The organism is Flaviflagellibacter deserti (assembly GCF_042652085.1).
Classification (GTDB): domain Bacteria; phylum Pseudomonadota; class Alphaproteobacteria; order Rhizobiales; family Methylopilaceae; genus Flaviflagellibacter; species Flaviflagellibacter deserti.
Genome location: NZ_JBHSJF010000006.1, coordinates 1,703,179 through 1,722,527, shown reverse-complemented (window position 1 = coordinate 1,722,527; position 19,349 = coordinate 1,703,179). Strand labels below are relative to the sequence as shown.

The 19,349-nt window shown below is 65.4% G+C and carries 22 protein-coding genes; 8 read left to right on the top strand and 14 right to left on the bottom strand.

The window, feature by feature from the left end; all coding sequences use genetic code 11:
- The 5 genes from ACFPFW_RS15530 to ACFPFW_RS15510 form a co-directional block, all read right to left on the bottom strand.
- Nucleotides 1-391 (bottom strand): flagellin N-terminal helical domain-containing protein (locus ACFPFW_RS15530; RefSeq protein WP_465254245.1); only part of this gene is annotated, 391 nt, incomplete at its 3' end.
- Between the two features lie 255 nt (nt 392-646).
- Nucleotides 647-1,048 carry a flagellar protein FlaG gene (locus ACFPFW_RS15525; RefSeq protein ID WP_114958689.1) on the bottom strand — a complete coding sequence of 134 codons (402 nt, stop codon included), beginning with the start codon at nt 1,046-1,048 and terminating at the stop codon, nt 647-649.
- A gap of 168 nt (nt 1,049-1,216) precedes the next feature.
- Complete coding sequence (locus tag ACFPFW_RS15520; RefSeq protein WP_114958688.1) at nt 1,217-1,696, bottom strand: hypothetical protein; 480 nt, start codon at nt 1,694-1,696, stop codon at nt 1,217-1,219.
- Nucleotides 1,693-2,025 (bottom strand): rod-binding protein, encoded by a 333-nt coding sequence (locus ACFPFW_RS15515; protein ID WP_379771409.1) that lies wholly within the window; start codon nt 2,023-2,025, stop codon nt 1,693-1,695. The genes ACFPFW_RS15520 and ACFPFW_RS15515 overlap by 4 nt, the downstream gene beginning before the upstream one ends.
- Nucleotides 2,025-3,311, bottom strand: coding sequence for a flagellar basal body P-ring protein FlgI (locus ACFPFW_RS15510; RefSeq protein WP_379771406.1), 1,287 nt, complete (start codon nt 3,309-3,311; stop codon nt 2,025-2,027). The genes ACFPFW_RS15515 and ACFPFW_RS15510 overlap by 1 nt, the downstream gene beginning before the upstream one ends.
- A gap of 211 nt (nt 3,312-3,522) precedes the next feature.
- On the opposite strand from ACFPFW_RS15510, the gene ACFPFW_RS15505 reads away from it, so the two are divergent.
- Both ACFPFW_RS15505 and dksA read left to right on the top strand, forming a co-directional pair.
- Nucleotides 3,523-3,936 (top strand): flagellar assembly protein FliX, encoded by a 414-nt coding sequence (locus tag ACFPFW_RS15505; protein ID WP_114958687.1) that lies wholly within the window; start codon nt 3,523-3,525, stop codon nt 3,934-3,936.
- Nucleotides 3,937-4,102: 166 nt separating this feature from the next.
- A complete protein-coding gene (gene dksA / locus ACFPFW_RS15500; RefSeq protein ID WP_114958686.1) occupies nt 4,103-4,513 on the top strand; it encodes an RNA polymerase-binding protein DksA in 411 nt (136 codons plus the stop codon).
- A 151-nt stretch (nt 4,514-4,664) separates the two neighbouring features.
- On the opposite strand, the gene flgH is transcribed toward dksA, so the two are convergent.
- Genes flgH through flgF form a run of 4 tightly spaced genes read right to left on the bottom strand, consistent with a single transcriptional unit; the run spans nt 4,665 to nt 7,931 of the window.
- Complete coding sequence (gene flgH / locus ACFPFW_RS15495; RefSeq protein WP_114958685.1) at nt 4,665-5,399, bottom strand: flagellar basal body L-ring protein FlgH; 735 nt, start codon at nt 5,397-5,399, stop codon at nt 4,665-4,667.
- A gap of 8 nt (nt 5,400-5,407) precedes the next feature.
- A complete protein-coding gene (gene flgA, locus ACFPFW_RS15490) occupies nt 5,408-6,370 on the bottom strand; it encodes a flagellar basal body P-ring formation chaperone FlgA (RefSeq protein ID WP_114958684.1) in 963 nt (320 codons plus the stop codon).
- A gap of 9 nt (nt 6,371-6,379) precedes the next feature.
- Nucleotides 6,380-7,165 carry a flagellar basal-body rod protein FlgG gene (gene flgG / locus ACFPFW_RS15485; protein ID WP_114958683.1) on the bottom strand — a complete coding sequence of 262 codons (786 nt, stop codon included), beginning with the start codon at nt 7,163-7,165 and terminating at the stop codon, nt 6,380-6,382.
- A gap of 16 nt (nt 7,166-7,181) precedes the next feature.
- The gene (flgF, locus tag ACFPFW_RS15480; protein WP_114958682.1) at nt 7,182-7,931 is read right to left on the bottom strand and encodes a flagellar basal-body rod protein FlgF; all 750 of its coding nucleotides are present in this window, start codon (nt 7,929-7,931) and stop codon (nt 7,182-7,184) included.
- Between the two features lie 273 nt (nt 7,932-8,204).
- On the opposite strand from flgF, the gene ACFPFW_RS15475 reads away from it, so the two are divergent.
- From ACFPFW_RS15475 to ACFPFW_RS15455, 5 genes are all read left to right on the top strand, one after another.
- Nucleotides 8,205-8,696, top strand: coding sequence for a flagellar basal body-associated FliL family protein (locus tag ACFPFW_RS15475; protein WP_114958681.1), 492 nt, complete (start codon nt 8,205-8,207; stop codon nt 8,694-8,696).
- A gap of 8 nt (nt 8,697-8,704) precedes the next feature.
- Nucleotides 8,705-9,871 carry a flagellar motor switch protein FliM gene (fliM, locus tag ACFPFW_RS15470; RefSeq protein WP_114958680.1) on the top strand — a complete coding sequence of 389 codons (1,167 nt, stop codon included), beginning with the start codon at nt 8,705-8,707 and terminating at the stop codon, nt 9,869-9,871.
- On the top strand, nt 9,871-10,323 hold the full coding sequence (locus tag ACFPFW_RS15465) for a DUF6468 domain-containing protein (protein ID WP_114958679.1): 453 nt from the start codon (nt 9,871-9,873) through the stop codon (nt 10,321-10,323). The genes fliM and ACFPFW_RS15465 overlap by 1 nt, the downstream gene beginning before the upstream one ends.
- A gap of 7 nt (nt 10,324-10,330) precedes the next feature.
- A complete protein-coding gene (locus ACFPFW_RS15460; RefSeq protein ID WP_114958678.1) occupies nt 10,331-11,203 on the top strand; it encodes a MotE family protein in 873 nt (290 codons plus the stop codon).
- A gap of 98 nt (nt 11,204-11,301) precedes the next feature.
- Nucleotides 11,302-15,069, top strand: coding sequence for a hypothetical protein (locus tag ACFPFW_RS15455; RefSeq protein ID WP_114958677.1), 3,768 nt, complete (start codon nt 11,302-11,304; stop codon nt 15,067-15,069).
- Between the two features lie 3 nt (nt 15,070-15,072).
- Here the strand turns inward: ACFPFW_RS15455 and ACFPFW_RS15450 are convergent, their stop codons facing one another.
- The 3 genes from ACFPFW_RS15450 to ACFPFW_RS15440 form a co-directional block, all read right to left on the bottom strand.
- Complete coding sequence (locus ACFPFW_RS15450) at nt 15,073-15,597, bottom strand: SRPBCC family protein (RefSeq protein ID WP_114958676.1); 525 nt, start codon at nt 15,595-15,597, stop codon at nt 15,073-15,075.
- Nucleotides 15,594-15,929, bottom strand: a complete 336-nt coding sequence (locus ACFPFW_RS15445) for an ArsR/SmtB family transcription factor (protein ID WP_379771396.1) — start codon at nt 15,927-15,929, stop codon at nt 15,594-15,596. The genes ACFPFW_RS15450 and ACFPFW_RS15445 overlap by 4 nt, the downstream gene beginning before the upstream one ends.
- Before the next feature lie 73 nt (nt 15,930-16,002).
- Nucleotides 16,003-16,437, bottom strand: a complete 435-nt coding sequence (locus ACFPFW_RS15440) for a helix-turn-helix domain-containing protein (RefSeq protein ID WP_114958674.1) — start codon at nt 16,435-16,437, stop codon at nt 16,003-16,005.
- A 69-nt stretch (nt 16,438-16,506) separates the two neighbouring features.
- Here ACFPFW_RS15440 and ACFPFW_RS15435 point away from each other — a divergent pair, with 69 nt between their 5' ends.
- A complete protein-coding gene (locus ACFPFW_RS15435; protein WP_379771393.1) occupies nt 16,507-17,358 on the top strand; it encodes a class I SAM-dependent methyltransferase in 852 nt (283 codons plus the stop codon).
- Here ACFPFW_RS15435 and fliP read toward each other — a convergent pair.
- On the bottom strand, nt 17,355-18,086 hold the full coding sequence (gene fliP, locus ACFPFW_RS15430) for a flagellar type III secretion system pore protein FliP (protein ID WP_114958673.1): 732 nt from the start codon (nt 18,084-18,086) through the stop codon (nt 17,355-17,357). The genes ACFPFW_RS15435 and fliP overlap by 4 nt on opposite strands.
- Nucleotides 18,083-19,138, bottom strand: a complete 1,056-nt coding sequence (locus tag ACFPFW_RS15425) for a flagellar biosynthetic protein FliO (protein WP_162799807.1) — start codon at nt 19,136-19,138, stop codon at nt 18,083-18,085. The genes fliP and ACFPFW_RS15425 overlap by 4 nt, the downstream gene beginning before the upstream one ends.
- Nucleotides 19,139-19,349: the final 211 nt, after the last annotated feature.

Below are 19,349 nucleotides of genomic sequence, written 5' to 3'. Positions count from 1 at the left end.
CGCCGCCCGAGAACGACAGCTCTTCCGTGCCAGCAATGGTCGCCGTGGACGGGATGGCAGCGTAGGAAGCCGTCTGGAAGGTCTTGTCCTGGCGAGCCTGGCGCAGCGTCGACTGCATGGACTCGAGGGTCTTGGTGATCGAGGACAGGCCGTTGTCGGCTGCTTCGAGGGTCTTGATACCGTTCGACATGGAGTCGAGCAGCGAGGACATGTCACCGGCGCGGCTCTGGAGCGACTGCGAGGTGAAGAAGTTGGTCGGGTTGTCGAGGGCCGAGTTGACCTTCTTGCCGGTGGCAAGACGGTTCTGAGTCGTCGACATCAGATCCGCGGTGCCCTGCAGCGAGAGCAGGTTCTGGCGGACGCCCGCCGAGAGAGTGATGTTGGAAGCCATAATAGGTACCCCTTTCCTAGGAGCGCTTGTGTCGTACTTCCTCCTGGAAGCCGGGCTGGTTGTCCCACGCACCGATCTAACGGTGGGTTAATCGGGGCGCCGAAACTCCGGGGTATTCGCTCTGGTTTCAGCAAAAACGGTGCGACGCGAATTTATGGTTAGCGGCTGGTTAATCGCGTTCTTGACGGGCATCAAAAAGGCGGCGGAGCCGTAGCTACGCCGCCTTGGAAAGGCTCGCCCATCGAGTCTGGCCGGTCAGGCGCTGCGAATGAAGATCGGCTCTTCTTCCGCTCTGGCGACTTCCTCGCGCACATAAGCGCGCAGCTTGAGGATGTTCTCGGCCGGGAATTGATTGACCACGCGGCCGGTGGTGCCGTCGACCGTGCGCGTCACCACCACCTTGGCCTCGTCGTCGACCTCGGTCTCACGTTCCAGCTCGCGCAGGGTCTCGTCAGCCAGGAGGTCGCGCGGCAATTCGTTCTTCGCGCGGGGGCGGGCATTGGCGCCGTCCTGCGCGCCGCTCTGGGCGAGGGCGGCGACGCTCTGGTCGGGCTGGGGCAGTTCTGTGCGCACGGCATCGGGAACCGGCGTCACGTCGACGCGTGGAAGCGTCGGTGCCGGTGCGAACGCGGTGCGCGGTTGGAGCGCGGCGTCCATGTTCTTGGCCTCCTGCTCGATCGGTTTCGCCGGAGTCCTTCCGGCAGACCTGAACGAAAATAGAGGCGATGTCTAAACAGGACGAAAATTTATGTGGTTAAGCCCTCCTTTTAAGCGTTGATTAAAATATGACATCTCGTGCGCATGTCCGGGGTTGCGTATCTCAACCTATGATTTGCGGGACACGCTCATCGCCGCCGGAGCGGCCGGGCGATAGTTCATCTGGCCGCCGGCACCGTAGACCGAGGGCCGCTCGCGCCGGGTAACTTCGTCGGCCACGGTGCGCATCATGTCCTCTGCGACCGCGCGGGCAGTGCCGACCACCGCGAGATTGACCGACATCGTTTCCTGCAGGCCGGCCAGCCGGGTGCGCAAAGTCTGGGCGCGATCCGGCACTAGGCGGCCGATGACGGAAGCCGCCGCGCGCACCGCTTCGAGCTCGCGCTGATAGAGGCCGGCGAGGGTGGTCTTGTCCTCGACGAGCTTGCCCGCTTCCGACAGCCGTGCCTCGCGGATCAGCTTGGTCTCCTGCTGCATGACGGCGTTGAGGCGGTCCACGGTCTCGACGATACGGTCGACGAGCGCGCCCGCTTCGCCTTCCGAGTTGATTGCGGTCTGGGCGTTGCGTGCCGAGTTCTGGGCCATCATGAACCTGTCTCCTGTGTGGCAAGGAGTTCCCGCATCACCTGGTCGGCAATTCCGATGCCGCCATTGTTTGCGATCTCCCTGGCGTATTCGTCGGTAAGGAAGGATCGGTAGGTCTCGCCGCCGGTGCCGCCCGCGCCGAGCGGGCCGTCGCCCTGGTCGAGCGTCGAGAACATTTCGCTGAGGACGTTCGAGAGGAACACCGACTCGAATTCCACGCCGGCCTGCTTGGCCTTCTCCTTGGTCATCGGGCCGGCGCCGTTCAGGTCCGGCGCGCCGCCTCGCGACAGCGGACCGAGGGCCGCGAGCGTCGAGGATTCGATGCCGCGCATCACATCACCTCGATTTCGGCCTGCAGCGCGCCCGCGGCTTTGATCGCCTGAAGGATGCCGATCAGGTCGCGCGGGCCGATGCCGAGCGCGTTCAGCCCGTCGACCAGTTCTTGGAGAGTCACGCCCTCGCGGACCAGAGCCAGCTGCTTGTGGGAATCGTCCTGTACGGAAACCGAGGTGCGCGGCACGACGACCGTCGAGCCGTCGCTGAACGGCGCGGGCTGGCTGACCTGCGGGTCTTCCGAGATCGTCACAGTCAGATTGCCCTGGGCCACGGCGACGGTGGAGACGCGCACGTCGCGGCCCATCACGATGATGCCCGAGCGCTCGTCGATCACGACCTTCGCCGGCTGGTCCGGCTGCACGCGCAACTGTTCGATGTCGGTCAGGAGGCGGACGATGTTCTGGGTGTAGTTCGCCGGCACCCGCAGCTGGATCGTCGCCGGATCGACCGGCTCGGAGGTCGGCGCGCCCATCATGTTGTTGATGGCCGCGGCGATGCGGCGGGCGGTGGTCAGGTCCGGATTGCGCAGCGACAGCCGGAGCATCGAGACATTGCCCAGTGCGAAGTCGATCTCGCGCTCGACGATCGCACCGTTCGAGATGCGGCCGGCAGTCGGCACGCCGCGCACGACTTTCGCGGCGGCGCCTTCGGCCGCGAAGCCGATCACCGCGACCGGCCCCTGCGCCACCGAATAGACTTCGCCGTCGGCGCCGAGGAGCGGCGTGACGAGAAGCGTGCCGCCCTGGAGGCTGGTCGCGTCGCCCATCGCCGAGACGGTGACGTCGATGCGGGTGCCCTGGGTCGAGAACGGCGGCAGGCTGGCGGTCACCATCACCGCCGCGACGTTCTTGGTGCGAAGCGTCGCGCCGCGGGTGTTGACGCCGAGCCGTTCCAGCATCGCGATCAAGCTCTGGCGGGTGAATGGCGAGGCGTTCAGGCTGTCGCCGGTGCCGTTGAGGCCGACCACGAGGCCGTATCCGACGAGCTGGTTCTCGCGGACGCCCTCGACATCGACGAGATCCTTGACGCGGACGGTATTCGGCCCCGTTGGCTCGCTTTGCGCCCCGGCGCCGAATTCGTCGGCCTGCCAATAGGAGGATCCGTAGGGCAGCGCGGCCATGACCGGCGCCGGCGCCGAGCCGGGCGTCATCATCGCCGGGCTCGGGATCGTGACCCTGAGAGAGCCGTCGGCGGCTCGCGCCTGGGAAACGATGAGAATCGCTCCCGCGGCGGCGGCGGCCAGCGCGATATTCCGGACCATGATCGACAAGGAACGCTGCATGTTCTGCTCTCCTGCCATCATCGATGCCAGAAGCGTGCCCGGTTGTAGTCGATCGCTAAACCATTGATTTACCGTGCGTTAGACGTGCCGGAACAAAGCCGGACGGCAAGGTTTACGATGCCAATCCTGCCGTACCGGGCAAATTTTGCCGTGGTTAACCGCGAGTTAACGGTCGGGAGTGCAGCGTCTCTCCGGGGTGAGGAGAACCATCATGCGTATCGAAGGTCCCGGCCGGGTCGGTACCTCTGGTCAGGCGAAGGGGAGGGGCTCGGCGTCGAGCGGCTTCCGTCTGCCGGACACGGAAGAGCGTGCGCCCACAACGCTGGCCTCTTCGGTCATGGGCAGCCCGGGTCTCGACGCGCTGCTCGCTTTGCAATCTGTGGACGAGGCGACCGAGCGCCGGCGCAAGGCGGTAGCCCGCGGCCGCAACCTTCTCGATGCGCTGGACAAGGTGAAACTGGCGTTGATCGAAGGCGATTCGTCCGACGCCTCGCTGCTCGCTCTGCAGTCCGAAATATCGCGTGAAAAGGCTCTGACGGACGACGCCGGACTGGACGATATCCTCTCGGCAATCGACCTTCGTGCACAGGTCGAGATCGCGAAGCGGATGAGCCGCTCCGGCTAATCCCTTATTGCCTCACGCATCCTGGCTTTGGAAAATTCGCTGTAAATCAATCGATTCGTCGTTTTTTGAATCGGATTGTCGCGGAACCAGACCGTAGTTATATTCCGCGCCATTTTCGGAGTTGCCCTCGAGTGCGGTCGGGGGCCTTAAGCGGGGTGCGGGCAAGATGACAGTTCTTGACGATTACCGACCGACCGATGACGAAACGTTCATGAACGAGCGTCAGCGTGAGTACTTCCGGTTGAAACTCCTTCGGTGGAAGGACGAGATTCTCCAGGAGAGCAAGGAAACCCTGGAGCACCTGCAGGACGAGAATCAGAATCACCCCGATCTGGTCGACCGTGCGTCGTCGGAGACGGACCGTGCGATCGAGCTTCGCGCCCGCGACCGCCAGCGCAAGCTGATCGCCAAGATCGACGCCGCCCTGAAGCGGCTCGAAGACGGCTCCTACGGTTTCTGCGAGGAGACCGGCGAGCCGATTTCGCTCAAGCGTCTCGACGCCCGCCCGATAGCGACCCTGTCGGTCGAAGCTCAGGAGCGTCACGAGCGCCGCGAGAAAGTGTATCGGGACGAGTAACTCCCGGCCTTTTCCAAACGACTTCAAAGCCCGGCCTCGCGCCGGGCTTTTCATTTGCGGAAAGGAAACGGCCCCTGCGGGGAGGCAGGGGCCGTCATTGCCACAGGCCCGGGGAGGGGCCGCGGCAGCGATCACCGGGCGTCCCCGGTTCTCAGAAGGGAAGAACGACGTCCATCACCTGCTGGCCGTAGCGCGGCTGCTGCACGTCCGTGATCTGGCCACGGCCGCCATAGGCGATGCGCGCTTCGGCGATCTTGTTGGAGTCGATCGTATTGTCGGACTGGATGTCCTCGGGCCTCACGATACCGGCGACGATCAGTTCGCGAATCTCGAAGTTCACCCGGATCTCCTGCCGGCCCTCGACCACGAGATTGCCGTTGGGCAGCACCTGGGTCACCACCGCGGCGACATTCGTCGTCAGCTTCTCGGAGCGGTCGACCGAGCCTTCGCCTTCGCTCGACGCGGTCGAATCGGTGGTCACGAGATTGGACGGATCGACGGTGCTCGGCACCTTGTTCTCGAGACCGAAGAAGTTCGGAATGCCCATGTTCTCGGAGTTCGAGCGGCTGCGTTTCGTCGTGTTCTCGATTTCCGCCTTGTCGGTGATGCTGACGCGCACGGTCAGGATGTCGCCGATCCGCGCGGCACGCTGATCCTTGAAGAAGGCGCGCGAACCGGTCTGCCACAGCGAGTTCGACGCATAATGGAGCTGCTCGGGCGGCGGCATCGGCATCTGCACGGGCCGGTATCCCGGCTGCGCCGTCGGGCTCTCGATCGCCGACAAGGCAGGGGCCTTTCCGACATTCTTGAGCCGGTCGACCGGGCCGCAGGCGGTGGCGCTGAGTAGCAGCAGGGTCAGTGCGGCGAGGCGAGTGGGATTGCTCATCGCTTCTCTCAACGCGCGTTGCTGGCGAGCTTGCGGGCGATCGTCACCGTCACCTGGTCGGGTCCGGTCGCGACGGCCTGCAGCACGCGCTTGGATTGGGGGTTCATCACCTGGACGCTGTCGCCGCGGGCGGCGTCGCGCAGGGCTTCGCCGACAGCGGTCAGCGTCAGCGGGCCCGACTGCAGCGTGATCGTGACCGGCCGCCCGCGCTTGATGACCTGCGGCTCGGCGAGGTCGCTCGATTTGAGCGCGGCGCCTTCGCGGACCGGGCGGCGGAGCTCCATGCCGATCACGCTCGCCATGTCGGCGACGAAATCGCCGCGAATCTCGGACTTGGGCTTGCGGACCAGTTCGAGGTCGTGCGCCTCGATCGGCGCGCCGCGCTCCACAGGCTGGCTCAGCACGACCACCGGGACGGTCTCAAGGGCGGTGCCCCGCAATGCCCGGCGCTCGATCTGGCCGTCGCGGCGCGAAATCGCGATCGAGGCATCGAACATTCCGCCATCGGCACGCCAGGTCAGGTCGACGAGCGCGATCGGCCCGTCGGCTTCGCTCGGCAGGTCGACGACCTTCATCGTGTCATCCAGCGAAACCTGGATCGATGCCGGGTCGGCGGCCTGGGCGCGCTTGGCGACTTCCGCCTGCACCAGAGGCGCGATCGCCTCTTCGGTGATCCGGCGGCTGCCGCGCGTGACCGTGACGGTCGACAGGCCTTGCGGATTGACGATGAGGCCCTGCGCGCGGACGGCGTCGACGATCGCCTGCGCGGGGACCTGGCCCGTCTGGCCGGGATCGGGAGCCTGGAAGATCGGCATCGGCGCGTAGGCGCCGGCGTCGAAGACGAGATCGCCGACGGTGACGATCGGTGCGGAGACGATGGCCGAGGCGCGAAGCGTCTGGGCGTCTGCGGCGCTGTGCCCGAAGGCGATGGCCAGCGGGACGAGGCCGAGGAGTGCGAGGGTGCGGTTCATCGATCAGCCTCAGCGCATATTCGTGGTGGCTTGGAGCATCTCTTCGGCCGCCGAGATCACCTTGGCGTTCATCTCGTAGGCGCGCTGGGCGGCGATCAGGTCGGACACTTCGGTGACCGCGTTGACGTTCGCCTGTTCGAGGTGGGCCTGGAGCAGAGAGCCGAAGCCTTCCGCTCCCGGATTGTCGATGATCGGGGCACCGCTCGCCTGCGTTTCGAGGAACAGGTTGTCGCCCATGGCCTCAAGGCCGGACTTGTTGACGAACCGGGCGAGCTGGAGCTGGCCCAGGTTCTGCGGCTGCGTCTGGCCGGCAACGGTTGCCTCGACCGTGCCCTCGGCATTGATCGTCAGGCTCGTCGCGTCGGCGGGGATCGTGATGCCGGCATCGACCTGATAGCCGTCGACGGTCGAAAGAACGCCGTTCGGATCGAGCTCGAACGAGCCGTCGCGGGTATAGGCGGTGCGGCCGTCGGGCAGCTGGATCTGGAAGAAACCTTCGCCGCGGATCGCGACGTCGTGTTCCTTCTCGGTCGGCAGCAGGCCACCCTGGCTCATGATGCGCGGGGTCGCGGCGGTCTTCACACCGGAGCCGACCTCGACGCCGACCGGCAGCACCGTGCCGGTGTCCGATGTTGTCGTGCCGACGCGGCGAAGGTTCTGGTAGAGCAGATCCTGGAAATCGGCCCGCTGGCGCTTGTAGCCAGTGGTGCGCATGTTCGCGATGTTGTTGGAGATGACTTCGACGTTCAGCTCCTGGGCCATCATGCCCGTCGCGGCGGTGTAGAGAGCGCGCATCTAGTTCGTCTCCTCGTCAGGCCGGAATGTCGGCGAGCTGGCGAACGGCGGTGTTCCGCAGTTCGTCCTGTTTCTCCATCATTCCGCTGAGCGTCTGATAAGCCCGGCTGATCTCGATCAGGCGGGTGGTTTCCACCACGGGTTCGACATTCGACTTCTCGATCGATCCCTGCAGCAGGCGGGCGTCCTCGGCGGTCGCGATCTGCGGCGGCAGGTCCGCGCGGAAGGTGCTGCGGCCCTCCGGGAAGAGGCCGCGATTGCCAGGAAACATGTTCACGGTGAGCCGACCGCGAATCCCTTCGGAGGTCGAGATCGTGCCGTCCTCGGCGATCTTGAAGTCCGTCTCGTTGGGGGCGAACGTGATCTGACCGCCATTGCCGATCACCGGGTAGCCCTCGTTGGTCACGAGGCGGCCCTGGGTGTCGAGCTGGAACTCGCCATTACGGGTGTACCGGATGCCCTGGGGCGTCTCGACCGCGAAGAAGGCCTGTCCGTCGATCGCGACGTCGAGCTGGTTGCCGGTGTTCTGGATCGAGCCGACCGAGAAATCCTGCCAGGTCGACTTGTCCTCGACATAGGACAGCTTGCGGTCGGCGCCACGCGGAAAGGTTTCCGCGCTCGCGACCGGCATCAGGTATTCCTGGAACACCATCTGGCTGTTCTTGAAGCCGGCGGTGTTCACGTTGGCGACGTTGTTGGCGACGACGTCGAGTTCGCGCCGAAGCGCAACCTGACGCGACAGTCCAACCAGAAGTGCGTTTTCCACGAAGCTTCCCCCTTCGTAGGTTTCGTTCAGCCTTCAACCCTCCCCGGCGTCCGGCTGACCAAAGCAATTCACGCAACGTGCCAATCTGGAAGTCGTTGATTTACCGGTGATAAACCATAACGGTCCGGTCCCTGGGAGGGAAAAACCCTCGTAACCCGGCAAAAACGGACCGGCAAAAATTGCCGCGTTAAAGAAGCCGTTAACCATTGTTTCCCTACTCTTAAGCATCACAGCCGAGGGTGAGTCCCGAGGCGTGCCAAGGTTAAGAGAGACATGGCGAACGTCGCGGATGCCGCCGAAGAGATCGAAGGCGGCAAGGAAGCCAAGAAGAGCAAGTTCAGCAAGAAGATGCTGATGATCGCCGGCGGCGTGGTGCTTCTGGCGGCGGCCGGCGGCGGCTATCTCGTCATGGGGCATGGCGGCGGGGAGAAGGCTGCGGAAGCGCACGCGGAAGCCACGCCGCCGACCTTCGTCGATCTGCCGGACATCATGGTCAATCTGGCGGTCTCCACCGACCGTCCGAAATACCTGAAGGCCAAGATCGCGCTCGAAGTCGCGGACGAAGAGGCGGGCCACAAGGTCGAGCCCATGGTTCCGCGTGTCGTCGACAGCTTCCAGGTCCATCTGCGCGAAATGCGGCCCGAGGATCTCGAAGGCTCGGCCGCCGTCTATCGCCTCAAGGAAGAACTGCTCCGCCGCATCAATCAGGCCGTCTATCCGGCCAAGGTCGATGCCATCCTCTTCAAAGAACTCCTGATCCAGTAAGGCTCGCTGTGTCCGATCTCGAACAGGATTCACTGGCAGACGAATGGGGCGCCGCTCTCGCCGAGCAGGGGGCGGGCGGCGACAACCCCGAGGAGATGGCCGCCGAATGGGCGGCGATGCTCAACGGCGGCAGCCCGGCCGCCGGCGGACAGGCCGCTCGCGGTGGCGCCGACCGCATCCTCAATCAGGAAGAGATCGACAGCCTTCTCGGCTTCAATCTCGACGAACTGTCGCTCAATCAGCATTCCGGCATCAGGGCCATCATCGATTCCGCGATGGTGTCCTACGAGCGTCTGCCGATGCTCGAAATCGTGTTCGACCGCCTCGTTCGGTTGCTCACGACGTCCCTGCGCAATTTCACCTCCGACAACGTCGAAGTCTCGCTCGACCAGATCACCTCGGTCCGCTTCGGCGACTACATGAATTCGATCCCGCTGCCGGCGATCCTGTCGGTCATCAAGGCGGACCCCTGGGACAATTTCGGCATCGTCACCGTCGATTCGAGCCTCATCTACTCGATCATCGACGTGCTTCTCGGCGGCCGCCGCGGCGTCGGCCCAATGCGTGTCGAGGGCCGTCCCTACACGACGATCGAGACCAATCTCGTCAAGCGCATGATCGAGCTCGTGCTCGTCGATGCCGAGCAGGCGTTCAAGCCGCTATCGCCCGTCCATTTCCACATCGACCGGCTCGAGACCAATCCGCGCTTCGCAGCAGTCGCCAGGCCGGCGAATGCGGCGATCCTGGTCAAGCTCCGCATCGACATGGAAGATCGCGGCGGCACCTTCGACTTCCTGCTGCCCTACGCGACCATCGAGCCGATCCGTGACGTCCTGCTTCAAGGCTTCATGGGTGAAAAGTTCGGCCGCGACGCGACCTGGGAAGGGCATCTGGCGACCGAAATCTGGAGCGCCGAGATCGAGGTCTCGGCGGTCCTCTACGAGCGGCAGATGCCGCTGAAACGCATTCTCGATCTCGAAGTCGGCGACACGCTGATGCTGGACGTCAAAGGCGACAGTCTGGTCGAGCTCAGATGCGGCGACTTTCTGATTACCCAAGGAAAAATGGGTCGTGCAGGGGAGGCGGTCGCGGTCCAGGTGGCCCGGCCGGTGCGGCGCTCACGCACCACGATGGCAATTTTCGAGAGCGCGGAATCCAACAAGGAGATGATGTGATGGGAAACGGGATTGCGCTTCTGATCGAGTCCCTGGTCGCGGTGCTTCTCATCATGACGATCGGCTACTGCTACCTTCTCAATCAGCGGCTGGGCAAGCTCCGCGCTGACGAGGGTGTGCTGAAGGCGACGATCGCCGAGCTCGTGACCGCGACCGATATCGCCGGACGCGCGATAAGCGGGTTGAAACAGGCGGTTAACGATTGCGACTCGGCGCTCGGTGAGCGACTGACAAGGGCGGAGCGGTTGTCTGCCGAACTTGGAGCCCACACCGCGACCGGTGAGGAGATCGTCAAACGCATCGCCATGATCGCCGCCGCCGCAAAGCCCGGCCCGCTCCGTCCGGAGCAGGAGCCCGCGAACAGTCAGACAAGCCGCGCGACCGCCACTTTGGCTGCGGCGCAAGCCTTCGTCCGCCGCACTCAGGAGCGGCAGTCGGGCGTGGCGGCGTGACCTGACCATGCAGTTCCGCGTACTGCCGATCATCATCACGGCCGCCAGCCTCCTTCTGGTTCTGAAGGTGGCCGGCCTGGTGCTGACCGGCCATTACGCGTTCGACAACCAGCCCGAAGCGCCGAAGATCACGGTCGCCGCCACCTATCGCCCGTCCGCGGCCGCTCGATCGCCGGGGCAGGTGGCACAGGCTTCCGCCGACATGGGCGACGAGAACGACATCACCGGCTCGGTTCCGCCGCCGAAGAAAAAGAAGGAGACTGCTCCCGCGGAGGCCCCTGCTGCCGCGTCCGGCGGCGAGCCGGCGACGGCCGCCAAGGACGTCGCGAATTCCGACAAGCCGCCGCAATCTCCCGGCGCCCCAATTTCGGACAAGACGCAGACCGACCTGTCTCCCGCCGAGAAGGCACTGCTCCAGCGTCTGCAGGATCGCCGCAAGGAACTCGATTCCCGCGCGACCGAACTCGATTTGCGTGAGGGCCTGCTCCGCGCCGCCGAGAAGAAGGTCGATGGCCGCCTCGGTGAATTGCAGGCCGTTCAGCAGAGCATCACCGCCGCCGAGGCCGAGCGGAAGGAGCAGGAGGACAAGCAGATCAAGGATCTCGTCGTCATGTACGAGAACATGAAGCCCAAGCAGGCGGCCCAGATCTTCAATCAGCTCGATATGCCGGTCCTGCTCGAAGTCGCCTCGCGGATGAACCCGAAGAAGACGAGCGATGTCCTCGCCAGGATGACTCCCGCCGCGGCCGAGAAGCTCACGGTCGCACTCGCCAAGCGCAAGGACGAGCAGCAGCAGGCGCAGGCCAATCCCGCACTGGTTGCGCCGGTCGCGGCGGCGCCGGGCGCCTTGCCGAAGATCCATGGCACTCCGAAGCCCTGATTGTCGGCGGCTCCTGACGCTTTTGTTAACCGAGTTGGCTGTATCAAGGCTCTGAATCCCGCAGGGGTCTGTTCGCGGAGATTGCAGAGGGCGTTGAGGTGCGGCGCGTTCGGGACAATGGATCGACAGCAAAAGCGGATGTCGCGGCCTTCATGCCGCGCATGATCGCGCTGTTGTGCCTTCTGTTCGCCGCGCCGGCTTTCGCGGCCGATGCGACGATGACCGGCAAGGAGAGCCAGGGCTTCGGCCGCGTCGTTCTCGATTTCGATCACACTCCCACCATCGATACCCGGATCACTGGCGGGGTGCTCGTCCTCACCTTCTCCGAAGCGGTGAACGTCTCGGTCAATCGTGCCGTCGAGGGCCTGCCCAATTTCGTCAGCGTCGCCCGCCGCGATCCCGACGGCAAGGCGGTTCGCTTTGCGCTGGTCCAGAACGTGAAGATCAACGTCATGGAGGCCGGCGACAAATATTTCGTCGATCTTCTGCCGAGCAATTGGGTCGGCATGCCGCCGCCGCTGCCGCCCGAAGTCGTCGCCGAGCTCAGCCGGAAGGCCCGCGAGGCCGAGAAGGTGCAGGCTGAACTCGCCCGCCTTGAAGCGCTCAATGCGCCGTCGATGACGATTAGCTCCGGCAGCAATGCCGGCGGAATCAAGATCGCGCTCGGCTTCGACCGACCGGTCGACGTCACGTTCTCGCAGACCGGCTCGCAGGGCGTGGTCACGCTGCCGGCGGGGATCAAGACCGATCTGGCCGCGGCCCGGGATTCGATGCCGCCCGAGGTCAGCAGCCTGTCGCTGAAGCCGGGTAGGGGCCAGAGCACGCTCCAGTTCACCGTCCCTGACGGCTATACGATGACCGGCCTCGTCGAGGACAAGTCATACGTCATTACCGCCAAGCCGGCAGCGAAGCCCGCCGAGGCCCACGTCGCCGAACCCGCGCCGGCTCCCCCGCCGCAGCCGAAGGTCCAGATCGGCACCGTTCCCGTCGATCCCTATTTCGGCCAGCCCGCGAACGATCAGGGCGCAGAGCGCAATCCGTCGGATCAGCCGCCGCCGAAAGTCGCCGATCCCGCCGCCCCTCTGAAGAAGGAAGGGCAGGACGCGCAACACGCTGAATCGCCCGCCGCGAAGTCTACGGCGGATCGTGCGTCGCCGCCGTCACCGCAATCTCATGCCGAAGCTCCCCATGCCGAGCCCGTGGCGGACCAGCACGCGGCGCCGAAGGCGGACGATCACGCCGCCACGCCTCCTCACGAGCCCGAACACGCCGAAGCCAAGGCCCCTGAGCCGTCCGCGAAACCCGCTGCCGTGCCCGAAGAAGCCGCGCCAAGGGTCGATCTCGGTGCTGCCGATGTAGGCGACCTGCCGCCAGAGGTGATCGCTCTTGCGAACCAGGCGATCGCCACCAAGTCGATCCAGGTCCATACCGCGCCGACCGGCATCGAGATCGCAATCCCGTTCGCCCAGCTCCCGTCCGCTGCCGCATTCTCACGCGGCTCGTCGATCTTCTTCGTCGTCGACAGCCGTCAGAGCATGGATATCGGGCCGATTATCGCAGGCAGCAGCGGCGGCGTGCGGGCCGTACGCGTGGCGCGCACTGGCCGCGGTCAGGTCTTCAACCTCAAAGTCCCTCAGCCGCGCATCGTCGGCCTGACCTCTGTCGGCAATGCCTGGATCCTGTCGATAGGCGAGAAGCCGCTCGAACCCACGCGCCCGATCTCCCTCGTTCCCGGTTTCACCAGCGACGGCCGGACCGGGCTGAAGACCCGGCTCGGCGGGATCGGCACGGTGAACTGGATCGACGATCCGGATGTCGGCGACCAGATCGCCGTCGTCACCCTCCAGCCGCCGATGCGGGGCATGATCCGCGATCGCAATCTGGTCGAACTCAAAATTCCCGTGACCGCGCACGGTCTCGCCTTCGAGGCCCATGCGGACGATCTCTCGGTCACCGTCGTCGGCGACGAACTGATGGTCACCCGCAACAGCGGCCTCACGGTCTCGCTCGACGTCGAGCCGGCGCGCATGGAGCGCCAGATCGCGCTCAAACCGAACAGCCCCTTCTCGTCCGCCAATTGGAGGAATACGGAGAAGGACTTCCCGTCGCTCGGGGCGGAACTCGCGCGCGCCGCCGCCGCCGCGTCGCCGGAAGAGCGAAGCAAGGCGCGCGTCGCGCTTGCCGGCTTCTACCTTGCCAATGGCAATGCGGCCGAAGCCAAAGCCATTCTCGACGTCGCGATCGGCCAGTCGCCGCGCCTCGCGGACGACGACCAGGCGAAGCTTCTGCGCGGAGCATCTCTCGTCATGCTCCGCCGCTTCGACGATGCCACCAAGCTGCTCAGCACCGGTAGCGTCGCCGACACCGGCGAGGCCGCGCTGTGGCGGACGGTCGCCGAAGCCTCGCTCGGGCATGTCGCTCTCGCTCGTGAATCCTATCGCAAGGGCGAGCAAATCCTGCCCGCAATGCCGCCCGAGTTGCAGCGCATCTTCCGCGAAACCATGGTGGACGTGGCCATCTCCGCCCGGGACTACGCCACCGCCGCATCCGAGCTCGGCGAGATCGATAAGCTCGCGCCGGACGACGGCTATGCCCGACGCGCCGTCCTGCGTGGCCAGTTGGCGGAGGGTCTGGAACAGCCATCCGAGGCGCTCGAAGCCTATCGCGTCGCCTTCGAATCAAAAGACGAGATCGCGGCCGCACAGGGGCGGCTCCTGTCGACCAATCTGCGCTACCGCACGCGCGAGATCGATCGCGCCGCCGCGATCAAGGATCTTGAAATCCTCACCACCGTCTGGCGTGGCGACGCCATCGAGGCCGAGGCCTTGGCAAGCCTCACCAGGCTCTATGCCGCCGACCATCGCTGGCGCGAGGCGTTCACGACAATGCGCGCGGCGATGCAGCATCACCCGAACGAGCCGAGCACGCGCGACGTCCAGGAACAGATGGCCGACGAGTTCGAGCGGCTGTTCCTCAGCGACGGGCCGGACGCCGCCCCGCCGACGCTCGAAAGCGTCGCTCTCTTCTATGACTTCAAGGAGCTGACGCCGCCCGGACGCAAGGGCGACGAAGTCATCCGCAAGCTGGCCGACCGCCTCGTCGAGGTCGATCTTCTGACGCAGGCGGCGGATCTGCTCGAATATCAGATCAAGAACCGCCTCCAGGGTGCCGCGCGGGCCCAGGTCGCGGCGCGCGCGGCCGCAATCGAGCTGATGAACCGGCAGCCGGGCAGGGCGCTCAACGTCCTCCACGACACCCGCATTGCCGGCCTGCCGGCAGACCTCGTGCGCAACCGCCTCACGCTCGAAGCGCGGGCACTGTCCGACCTCTCGCGTCCGGATGCGGCTCTCGAAATGGTCGATTCCTATTCCGGACCGGAGATTTCCCGCCTCAGGGCCGACATCTACTGGCAGGCCCAGCGCTGGCAGAGCGCGGCGGAGGAGCTCGAACTCCTCTCGGGCGACGCCTGGAAGCAGTCTGCGCCGCTCAGCGACGACACCCGCATCGACGTGCTGCGTTCGGCGATCGCCTATGCGCTTGCCGACGATGCGCTCGGCCTCGACCGGCTTCGGGTGAAATACACCGACAAGTTCACCGGCACGCCCGATCAGCGGAGCTTCGACGTCGTCACCGCGCCTCTGGAAGGGCGCGGCGAGGAATTCCAGGCGGTCACCCAGGCCGCCACCGTGGTCGATACGCTGAAGCGCTTCCTGCAGGACTACAGGAAGCGCTATCCGGACACCTCACCGCCGCTGGTCAAGCAGCCGGCACCTCCGCTGCCGGACAAGACCCCTCAGGCGAAGGACGAGCCAACCGGGGACCGACAAGCCAAGGAGCCCGAGCGTACCGCTGACGCCCGGCACTGACGCTCAGAGCCGCTGCTCGTACTCTGCGTTCAGCTTGGAGTAATTCCGCCAGAACGCACGTGGCGGTTCGCCGTTGAGCACGTCTTCGAGCACGTCGAGATGTGCATGCCAGCCGCCGGAGACGCCGACCTTCATTCCGCGGTTTGCCAGTCGCCGGTGCGTGATGACGAGATGCACCGAATCGCCCTTGGGCGTCAGTTCGAAGCTCGCCCATGAGTCGCCCGGTTCCCCGCCCCAGGTGAAGCTCAGCAGACGCGGCGGATCGCATTCGATGATCTCGCCGACCATCGTGTGCGTCTCGTTTGCCCGATATTTCTCCGGAGGAGGATCGTCATTCGTCGACAGCTTGGAGTTCTGCCAGGTCAGCTCGATTCGCCCGCCGGGACGGAGATCCATCTCGCCGCGCGCCAGCCAGGTCGCGCGCTTGTCGGATTCGGTGAGATAGGCCCAGACGCGTTCGATCGGGCCCGGCAGATAACGTTCAAGGCGGACGGTGTCCTCGGCAAGTGCGGTCGCATAATCGGTCATGACGTCTTCCCTTCATCCTTCTTGAGTTCACGTTCGAGGGCATCGAGGCGCTCGTTCCAGAAGGCCTCGTAGTGGCGCAGCCATTCCACGGCCCCTCCGAGAGGTGCGGCGTTGAGCCGGCACATATGCGTCCGTCCCTCGATCCGGCGCATGATCAGCCCGGCATTCTCGAGCGTCTTCAGATGCTTCGACGCATTGGCGAACGTCATCTGGAAGGGCGCGGCGAGATCGCCGATGCTTCGTTCACCGGTCGTGAGGCGTTGCAGCATCGCTCTCCGCGTCGGATCGGAGAGAGCATGAAAGACGGTGTCGAGAGTGCTTTGTTCAACCATGTGGTTTAATATATCGCCATCGAAAAGAGATTCAACCGTTTTGTTGAATTTGGTGTCGGCGCTCCGCAGCCGGCTAGTTCAAGGGACGTCGCGGCCTCTTTGTCGGCGCTCCGATCATTCCCGTTGCGGCGGCCCGCAGGATGCGGCGGAAGGTGGGGCAATCCATATGGCTAGGCTCGGGGCAGTCGGCGGCATGTTTCAGGCCGTCCCGCATGGCGCTCAGTCGGCGGATCGTCCTGTCCAATTCCTCCGCTTTGGCCGAGAGCATTTCCCGGTCGATGCGTGGCCGCCCACCCGGCGCAAACATGAGCGCGATCTCATCGAGTGAAAAACCGGCGGCTCGCCCCAGCGCGATGAGCGCGAGCCGCTCCAGCACGTCCGGGTCGAACAGGCGACGCATGCCTCGCCGGCCGACGGACGAGATCAGTCCCTTCTCCTCGTAGAACCGCAGCGTTGAGGCGCGAATGCCGGAGCGCTGTGCGACCTCCGCTATGTCCAGGTCCTTCATCCTCTTGACCTCAAGTCGACTTGAACTTGCAAGGTGCGGGATCGATTATCTGGAAGCAAGGGAAGGAAGATGAAGATGGATGTCACCCGCCAGACCGCTAATGAGCAGGAGATGCTTTGGAACGGCATCGCCGGACGGGCTTGGGTCGACATCCAGGAGATGCTCGACCGGATGTTCAAGCCATTCGAGGAATTGCTCGTCGAAGCGGTCTCTACTCATTTTGCGGGCCGGGTGCTCGATGTCGGCTGCGGGACTGGCGCCACGACGCTCGCCGTCGCCCGGCTGCTTGGCGCGAACGGCCACTGCCTCGGCATCGACATCTCGGAGCCGATGCTCGCTCACGCCCGCGCACGCGCCGAACGGGAAAACGTGCCCGCAAGCTTCATTCGCGCCGACGCGCAAACCCATGCCTTCGAGCCCGCGAGCTTCGACGTGATCATCTCGCGCTTCGGCGTGATGTTCTTCGACGACCCCGTCCGGGCCTTCGCGAACCTCCGGCGAGCGGCGACGAGCAATGCCGGACTCCGGTTCGTCGCTTGGCGGAGTGCCGCGGAGAATCCGTTCATGACGACGGCCGAGCGCGCCGCGGCACCGCTTGTGGCCAACATCCCCGCCCGCTCACCGGACGCGCCGGGGCAGTTCGCTTTCGGTGACGAGCGCCGGATTCATCGCATTCTGGACGAGAGCGGGTGGACCGGAATCGAGATCCGGCCGATCGACGTCGGCTGCACCCTGCCTGAAAAGGAGCTGGCCTGCTATTTTGCCCGGCTCGGTCCCCTCGGTCGGGTGCTGCACGAGGCGGACGAGGCCACTCGCGCCCGGGTCGTCGACGAGGTCCGCGCCGCCTTCGATCCCTATGTGCACGGAGCGGATGTCCGCTTCACCGCCGCCTGCTGGATGGTTCGCGCCCGGCCGGCCTAGCGGACGAAGCTTTCGACCAGGGACCCCGCGACGAGGTTCCAGCCGTCGACGAGGACGAAGAAGATCAGCTTGAAGGGCAGGGACACCACGACCGGTGGCAGCATCATCATACCCATCGACATCAGGATCGACGCGACGACGAGGTCGATGACGAGAAAGGGCACGAAGAGAAGAAAGCCGATCTCGAAGGCTCGCCGGAGCTCCGAGATCATGAAGGCGGGGACCAGTGCCCGCAGACTCACCTGATCCGGGGAATCCGCAGTCTCCCGGGCGAGGTCGCTGAACAGCCTGAGATCCTTCTCGCGGACATGCTCGAGCATGAAGGCCCGGAACGGCACCGCGCCCCGGTTGAAGGCCTCCTGCGGCTGGATCTGCCCCGCGACCAGCGGCTGGATTGCGTCGTTATAGGCAGCTGTGAATGTCGGAGCCATCACGAAGGCCGTCAGGAACATCGCGAGACTGACGATCACGGCGTTCGGCGGAGCGGTCTGGGTGCCGATTGCCGTGCGCAGCAGCGAGAGCACGACGACGATCCGGGTGAACGACGTCACCATGATCAGGATCGACGGCGCGAGGCTCAGCACCGTGATCAGCGCGACGAGCTGAAGCGCGCGTTCCGCGATGCCGCCTGTACCGAGGTCGACCGTCACCGCCTGGGCACGAGCCGAGGTCGCATAAACGGTCAGACCAAGAACGAGGAGAAGAAGTGCGGACCCTCGGGCCCTCATGACGGGCGGGTACGGCCGAGCAGGTTGGCCATCTCTTCTTCAAGCGAGTCGAGATGGGACTTGTCCGAGGCGGCCGTATCGGTCGTCGGAGCGGGTTCCGGGGCGCGAGGAGCCGGCGGCGCGGGGCGTTCGACCGGACGACGCTGCGGAGGAGCGGGCGGAGCCGCCGGCTTGGGTGCCGGGACGGGTTGTTCAGCCACGGCGCCGGGACCCTTCGGCCGCTGGAGCGCCTCTTCGAGCTGCCGTTCGATATCGGCGAACAGCGGATCGATTTCCGCTTTCGGCTTGGCGCCCGCCGGGGCAGGCGCTGGGGCGGGGGCCGTGGTAACCGGAGCGGGCACGATCCGCGGCGGAGCCGGTTCGCGGCGCTCCGGCGGCGGATTGTCCATCGGCGGCTCGCCCTGCGCGGCGTTCTCGTCGTTCGACGGCGAGAGAACGCCGGTGGCGCGGCTCATCGTGGCGCGGAAGAAACCGGGCTTGCTGCGCGGCGCCTCGGCTGCGGGAGCGGCAGGCGGCGGAATGTCCCGCGGCGGAGCAGGCGGTACGGCGGCGAGGTTCGGCTGGCGCGGCGGAAACGGAGACGGCGCCGGAACGGGCTGCAGGCCGGGCGGAGGAGAAGGGAGCCTGGGCTGCGGCGCAATGGCGGCCGGCTGCGGCGGCAGAACCGGTTGCGGTTGCGGCTGCGGCGGAAGCACGGGCGCGCGAACCGCCTCCGCGGGCGGGCGATTGCCGCGCTGGGGAGCGAGCGCTGCCTGCGATGGCGTGCGGACGATATGGCTTTCGACCACGACGTCGTTCGGCCCGCCGATCATGATCAGGTGCTCGACATTGTCGCGGCGGATCAGAACGAGACGGCGGCGAGCGTCGATCGCGAATGCGTCGAGCACGCCGAGACGCGGCTGGCGTGCGCGTCCCGAATTGGAAAGCGGGAGCTTACGGCCCGCGAGACGGCGCACGATCATTGCCGTCGCGTAGATCAGGCCCAGTACGAGCGCGAACGCCAACAGAAATTTGACCGCAAGCGGCAACTCGGTGCCGAACAGCTGATCCATCAGGCCCATTATTTTTAGTCCCTACGCATCCCGCCGCCGCGGGGAACAAATGCCGGCGCCCCTGCCGACATCGGGCAACCTAACAAAACCCTAATGGGGTTCCTAGTGTGCACAGGGAGGACAAGAAGGTTTTCGGTCCTCGTTAACCACTGATTAACCAACAACCCGGCAAATTCTTCCTAGTCCGGTGCTTTCGCCGGCAGGGGGTCCG

What these genes read in the sequence shown, in the direction of transcription:
- ACFPFW_RS15475 (WP_114958681.1), top strand. Translation starts at nt 8,205, where the DNA reads ATGGCGAACGTCGCGGATGCCGCCGAAGAGATCGAAGGCGGCAAGGAA.
- dksA (WP_114958686.1), top strand. Translation starts at nt 4,103, where the DNA reads ATGACAGTTCTTGACGATTACCGACCGACCGATGACGAAACGTTCATG.
- ACFPFW_RS15505 (WP_114958687.1), top strand. Translation starts at nt 3,523, where the DNA reads ATGCGTATCGAAGGTCCCGGCCGGGTCGGTACCTCTGGTCAGGCGAAG.
- ACFPFW_RS15520 (WP_114958688.1), bottom strand. Translation starts at nt 1,696, where the DNA reads ATGATGGCCCAGAACTCGGCACGCAACGCCCAGACCGCAATCAACTCG.
- ACFPFW_RS15450 (WP_114958676.1), bottom strand. Translation starts at nt 15,597, where the DNA reads ATGACCGATTATGCGACCGCACTTGCCGAGGACACCGTCCGCCTTGAA.
- ACFPFW_RS15435 (WP_379771393.1), top strand. Translation starts at nt 16,507, where the DNA reads ATGAAGATGGATGTCACCCGCCAGACCGCTAATGAGCAGGAGATGCTT.
- ACFPFW_RS15510 (WP_379771406.1), bottom strand. Translation starts at nt 3,311, where the DNA reads ATGCAGCGTTCCTTGTCGATCATGGTCCGGAATATCGCGCTGGCCGCC.
- ACFPFW_RS15460 (WP_114958678.1), top strand. Translation starts at nt 10,331, where the DNA reads ATGCAGTTCCGCGTACTGCCGATCATCATCACGGCCGCCAGCCTCCTT.
- ACFPFW_RS15425 (WP_162799807.1), bottom strand. Translation starts at nt 19,138, where the DNA reads ATGGATCAGCTGTTCGGCACCGAGTTGCCGCTTGCGGTCAAATTTCTG.
- ACFPFW_RS15465 (WP_114958679.1), top strand. Translation starts at nt 9,871, where the DNA reads ATGGGAAACGGGATTGCGCTTCTGATCGAGTCCCTGGTCGCGGTGCTT.
- flgH (WP_114958685.1), bottom strand. Translation starts at nt 5,399, where the DNA reads ATGAGCAATCCCACTCGCCTCGCCGCACTGACCCTGCTGCTACTCAGC.
- flgA (WP_114958684.1), bottom strand. Translation starts at nt 6,370, where the DNA reads ATGAACCGCACCCTCGCACTCCTCGGCCTCGTCCCGCTGGCCATCGCC.
- ACFPFW_RS15525 (WP_114958689.1), bottom strand. Translation starts at nt 1,048, where the DNA reads ATGGACGCCGCGCTCCAACCGCGCACCGCGTTCGCACCGGCACCGACG.
- ACFPFW_RS15515 (WP_379771409.1), bottom strand. Translation starts at nt 2,025, where the DNA reads ATGCGCGGCATCGAATCCTCGACGCTCGCGGCCCTCGGTCCGCTGTCG.
- fliP (WP_114958673.1), bottom strand. Translation starts at nt 18,086, where the DNA reads ATGAGGGCCCGAGGGTCCGCACTTCTTCTCCTCGTTCTTGGTCTGACC.
- flgG (WP_114958683.1), bottom strand. Translation starts at nt 7,165, where the DNA reads ATGCGCGCTCTCTACACCGCCGCGACGGGCATGATGGCCCAGGAGCTG.
- ACFPFW_RS15440 (WP_114958674.1), bottom strand. Translation starts at nt 16,437, where the DNA reads ATGAAGGACCTGGACATAGCGGAGGTCGCACAGCGCTCCGGCATTCGC.
- ACFPFW_RS15445 (WP_379771396.1), bottom strand. Translation starts at nt 15,929, where the DNA reads ATGGTTGAACAAAGCACTCTCGACACCGTCTTTCATGCTCTCTCCGAT.